Here is a 4,552-nt window from a genome sequence, read left to right as displayed (position 1 = left end):
GGTCTCGCGGCTCAGCCCCCGCTGACCCGCCCCTGGAGCAGCCGGGACAGCGCGGAGTGCACGTCGTCGAGCGAGCGCTCCGGCTGGAACGCCTTCCAGTCCAGCGCGGCCACCAGCACCATCCCCACCAGCGCGGCCGCCGTCAGCGGTACGTCGATCTCGTCGCTGAACTCCCCGTCCGCCACGCCGTCGCGCAGCACCCCCTCGACCACCGCGACGGCCTCCTGGCGGACCACCATCAGCGTCGACTGCCAGGCCCGGTTGGTGCGCCACAGCTCGGCCACGTACAGCTGGGTGAAGGCCGGGTAGCGGTCGATGAAGACCAGGCCCGCGCGGATCATCGCGTCCAGCGCGTCCACCCCGCCGCCGCCCTCGCGGGTGGTGCGCTCGGCGGCCTCCCGCAGCGAGGCGGTCAGCAGTCCGACGCCGTGCCGCAGCAGCTCCTCGAAGAGCACCGACTTGCTGGCGAAGTTGTAGTAGACGGTGCCCTTCGCCACCCCGGCGCGCTCGGCGATCTCGTCCACCGTGGTCGCGGAGAACCCCTGCTCGGCGATGAGGGTGACGGCCGCCTCGTAGAGCTTCTGCCGGGTGGCCTCGCGGCGCGTACTGCCGGCGGGCGTGGCGCTGGTGCTTTCCATGGACCCGATTCTCACAGGTGCGCCGGGCCGCCGGACCGCCTCCGCCGCCCCGGCGCTCACAGGCTCAGCTCCGGGTGCAGCCGCTGGAGCGTCCACACCTGGCGGCGCCGGGCGGTGAGCGCGGTCAGCGCGAGGGCGCCGGCGGTGAACGCCGTCAGCACCACGCACGCCTGCCACACCGGGCCGAGCCCGCCGCCGGAGATCAGCCTGCGCAGCGCCGACACCACGTGACTCATCGGCAGACAGGGGTGGATGGCGTTGAAGAAGCCCGGACTGGTCTGCACCGGGTAGGTGCCGGCCGCCGAGGTCAGCTGGAGCATCAGCAGCGCAAGCACCAGGATGCGGCCGGCCGAGCCGGACCGGGCGGTGCCGAGCCCGGTGTGCAGCTTCCTCGCCCCGGCGGCGGCGGCGCTCGCGCCCTCGTTCAGCCGGTCGATCCGGGCGACGGCGTCCGCGACGTCCTGGTGCAGGTGCGGGGCGCGCTCGGCGAGGGCGTCGGCCTGTGCGCGCAGGGTGGTCAGGTTCTGCCGCATGGTCGTCAGATCACCGCCCCGGACGGCGACCTCGTGCCACTCGAAGGTCCGCCGCTCGCGCAGCCCCCTGACGATGTCGGCACCGGCGGTGATCTTCCTCCCGCCCGCCGTCACCCCCTGGACCTCGTCGACCAGGGCCACGGGGACGCGGTCCAGACGGCCGTACGGGTCCCAGAACGACCACAGGTACAGGGCGCCGTAGAGCAGGGGCGGCACCAGCAGCGCGACCAGCGCGGCGCGGGGCAGCCGGCCCCCACCGAACCGGCGCAGCTCAAGCGCGGCCAGCCCCGGTGAGCGCATCGGGGGCCTCCTCCCGGGGGGCGTCGGCAGGGGTTTCGGCGTCTTTTGCGTGGCCGGCCGGGGCCGGCCCGGTGGAGACGGTGACGCAGTCGCCGGGGGCGGTGCGGCACACGGCCAGGACGGTCGTGCCCGCGCCGGTCAGGGAGCGCAACAGGTCCCAGACCTCGGTGCGTTCGGCCGCCGAGAGCTTCAGCTCCACGTCGTCCACCGCCAGGAGCCGGGGCCCGCGATCAGCGCCGGCGCCACGGACAGCCGCAGCTCCTCCAGCCGCTCCAGGTCCCGTACGGCGGTGCGCGAGCCCTTCGGCAGGGCGTCCAGGTCGAGCCCGGCGGCGGCCAGGGCCGCGTCCGCGCGCAGCCGGGCCTCGTGGACGCGCTGCGGACGCGGATGCAGCACCTCGCGCAGCGAGTCGCCGGACCGGCGCCGGAGCAGGGCCCGTTCGCGCAGGTGCTCGCCCACGGTCAGCGCGGGCTCCAGGCCGGTGACGCCGGCGACGTCGGCCACCGCGCTGAGCCGGCGCACCGCTCCCATGCGCCGGGGGAGCGGGAGGTCCCCGACGGCCGCCCCGCCCTCGGTCGGTTTCATCCGCCCGGTGAGCGCCGGCAGCAGACAACTGCGGCCGGAGCCGGACGGTCCCTCCACGGCGATCAGCGAACCGGCCCGGCCTCGAAGCCGATGTCCCGGAAGGCCCACCCCCGTGGCCCCCTGAGCCCGAACCCCTCGAACGGCCGTGCGCGGCCAGGCCCGGCTGCCACGCAGGTGTTCGCCGACGCCTCGACGGCCGAGTGGAGTTGGGGCGAAGCAGCAGGTCGGAACGGATTGTCAGTGGCATACCGCACGATGTGGGCATACGGCATCCATGCCGTCACCGGACGACAGGAGGTTCGTCATGACCAGCTCGTCAACGGCCACCGCCGCGAGCGACGTCCACCCCGTGCTCCGCCGGTCCACGGCACCGCCCGCGGCCGTCGCCCTGCTCGGCCAGGCCCACACCACGCTGGACGAGGCCGCCGCCATGGAGACGCCGAACGAGCGGTACGCCCTGGCCCACCTCGCCGCCCTCCGCGCGGCCGCCGCCGTCCTCGCCGTCCGGGGGCGCCCCGAGGCCACCGCGCGCCGCCGGGCCCGTATCCGCCCCGCCTGGGAGGTGCTGCCCGAGCTGGCGCCCGAGCTGGCCGAGTGGAGCGCCCTGTTCGCCTCCGGGGCCGACCGCCGGGCCCGCGCCGAGGCCGGCATCCGGGGCGCGGCCGGCCCCCGCGACGCCGACGACCTGATACGCGACGCGGGCATGTTCCTGCGCCTGGTCGAGCGGCTGCTCGCCCTCCGGCCGACGGCGCCCCGGCCCCGCCCGGACACCGGCTGACCCGCGCTCGCGTCCACTGGGCGAGACGCGCGCCGCCGCACCCGGCGGGGGTGACCGGGTGCGGCGGGCGAGGCCATAGGGTGGAGGCGCCTTACGTCTCCACCCGCCGCGCACCTCCCGCGACCGGCCGGGGAGACCCCCATCGCGCCGCCGGGCAACGGGCGGTGCCGTGCCGAGGAGCAACAGCCGTGCCGGACCCGACGCGCCCCCGCGCCTCTCTCCGTACCGCCGTGGTGTGGGACGTCCTCCAGGACGCCCTGGACCGCCGCGTCAAGGCCACAGGACGGGACTCGCTGGACGTGCTGGACACCGGCGGCGGCAGCGGCAACTTCGCCGTGCCCGTCGCCCGGCTCGGCCACCACGTCACCGTCGTCGACCCCAGCCCCAACGCGCTCTTCGCCCTGGAGCGCCGCGCCGCCGAGGCGGGCGTCGCCGACCGGGTCCGGGGTGTCCAGGGCGACGCCCACGGCCTCTTCGACGTGGTCGGGCGCGGCGGCTTCGACGCCGTCCTGTGCCACGGAGTGCTGGAGTACGTGGACGACCCCGCCGAGGGCGTCGGCAACGCGGTGGCCGCGCTGCGCCCGGAGGGCGTGCTCAGCCTGCTGGCGGCGGGCGCCGGCGGCGCCGTGCTGGCCCGCGCCCTCGCCGGACACTTCACCGAGGCCCGGCAGGCCCTGGCCGACCCGGACGGCCGCTGGGGCGAGGGCGACCCGGTGCCGCACCGCTTCACCCCCGGACAGCTCACCACGCTGGTCGAGGACGCGGGCCTGCGCGTCGGTGCCGTGCACGGCGTACGGGTCTTCGCCGACCTGGTGCCCGGCGTCCTGGTGGACACCGAGCCCGGCGCGCTGGACGCGCTGCTGCTGCTGGAGGCCGCCGTCGCGGAGCTGCCCGCCTTCCACTCCGTGGCCACCCAGGTCCATGTGCTCGGTGAGACCCGCGTGACCGAAGGGCCCGCCGAAGGCGCCCGAGACTGAACCCGCCCCGGGGGACACGCCGCTGATCAGGGACGCGGCGGCAGATGGAGTACGCCACAAGCCCCCCGATCGAGGGGTTTGCGCCGTATGATCGAGGTACACCGACCGGCATGACGGGTCGGCCGCCGGGGAATGACAGCCTCAGCGGGCCGGGACGCCCTGACGGACCGGTTGGCCAGATGGCGCAGAGGGGCGGGTTTCACGGGGGCGATTCCCTGCCTATCCTGAAAGGACCCCCCGGAGTCGCCCCGGCGACTGCACGATGAGGAGGACTCCGTGCCGCTCTCGGAGCACGAGCAGCGCATGCTCGAGCAGATGGAGCGAGCGCTGTACGCCGAAGATCCCAAGTTCGCGTCGGCGCTTGAGGGAAACGGGCTGCGGACGTACACCCGGCGCCGGGTCTACCAGGCGGTCGCGGGCTTCCTCGTCGGTATCGCGCTCCTCATGGCCGGTATGGTCGCCCAGCTCATTTGGATCAGCGTCGTCGGCTTCCTCGTGATGCTCGGCTGTGCCGTGCTCGCCGTCACCGGCTGGCGCAAGGCACCCAAGCCGGGCGAACATCCCAGGGGCCACACCAAGCGCCACCCCGTCCGGCGGAAACGTACCGTCATGGAACGCATCGAGGACCGCTGGCAGCGCCGCCGCGACGAACAGGGCCACTGAGCGCTCCGGGCACCCCGGCCGGGACTCCCCGGACCCAGGCATCACGCCGGACTCCCCAGGGATTCATGCCAGAGGGGG

At 75.2% G+C, this 4,552-nt stretch carries 5 protein-coding genes and 1 pseudogene; 3 read left to right on the top strand and 3 right to left on the bottom strand.

Going from position 1 to position 4,552, the window contains the following annotated elements; all coding sequences use genetic code 11:
- Positions 1 to 11 precede the first annotated feature (11 nt).
- The 3 genes and pseudogenes from ACFWN1_RS31845 to ACFWN1_RS31835 all read right to left on the bottom strand — a co-directional run bounded on the left by ACFWN1_RS31845 (position 12) and on the right by ACFWN1_RS31835 (position 2,226).
- Positions 12 to 638, bottom strand: a complete 627-nt coding sequence (locus ACFWN1_RS31845; RefSeq protein WP_384369768.1) for a TetR/AcrR family transcriptional regulator — start codon at positions 636 to 638, stop codon at positions 12 to 14.
- A gap of 56 nt (positions 639 to 694) precedes the next feature.
- Positions 695 to 1,471, bottom strand: a complete 777-nt coding sequence (locus tag ACFWN1_RS31840) for a YhgE/Pip family protein (protein WP_384369765.1) — start codon at positions 1,469 to 1,471, stop codon at positions 695 to 697.
- Positions 1,443 to 2,226 (bottom strand): annotated as a pseudogene (locus tag ACFWN1_RS31835) (ATP-binding cassette domain-containing protein). Before ACFWN1_RS31835 ends, ACFWN1_RS31840 begins: the two are co-directional and overlap by 29 nt.
- Before the next feature lie 104 nt (positions 2,227 to 2,330).
- Here ACFWN1_RS31835 and ACFWN1_RS31830 point away from each other — a divergent pair.
- The 3 genes from ACFWN1_RS31830 (at position 2,331) to ACFWN1_RS31820 (ending at position 4,474) form a co-directional block, all read left to right on the top strand.
- Complete coding sequence (locus ACFWN1_RS31830; protein WP_384369762.1) at positions 2,331 to 2,834, top strand: SAV_6107 family HEPN domain-containing protein; 504 nt, start codon at positions 2,331 to 2,333, stop codon at positions 2,832 to 2,834.
- 188 nt (positions 2,835 to 3,022) lie between these two features.
- Positions 3,023 to 3,811, top strand: coding sequence for a class I SAM-dependent methyltransferase (locus ACFWN1_RS31825; RefSeq protein WP_384369759.1), 789 nt, complete (start codon positions 3,023 to 3,025; stop codon positions 3,809 to 3,811).
- A gap of 276 nt (positions 3,812 to 4,087) precedes the next feature.
- Positions 4,088 to 4,474 carry a DUF3040 domain-containing protein gene (locus ACFWN1_RS31820; RefSeq protein ID WP_384369756.1) on the top strand — a complete coding sequence of 129 codons (387 nt, stop codon included), beginning with the start codon at positions 4,088 to 4,090 and terminating at the stop codon, positions 4,472 to 4,474.
- Positions 4,475 to 4,552 lie beyond the last annotated feature (78 nt).

The sequence above is a fragment of the Streptomyces sp. NPDC058459 genome (genome assembly GCF_042721685.1).
Taxonomy (GTDB): Bacteria; Actinomycetota; Actinomycetes; order Streptomycetales; family Streptomycetaceae; genus Streptomyces.
This window is presented reverse-complemented; position numbering and strand designations above follow the sequence as displayed.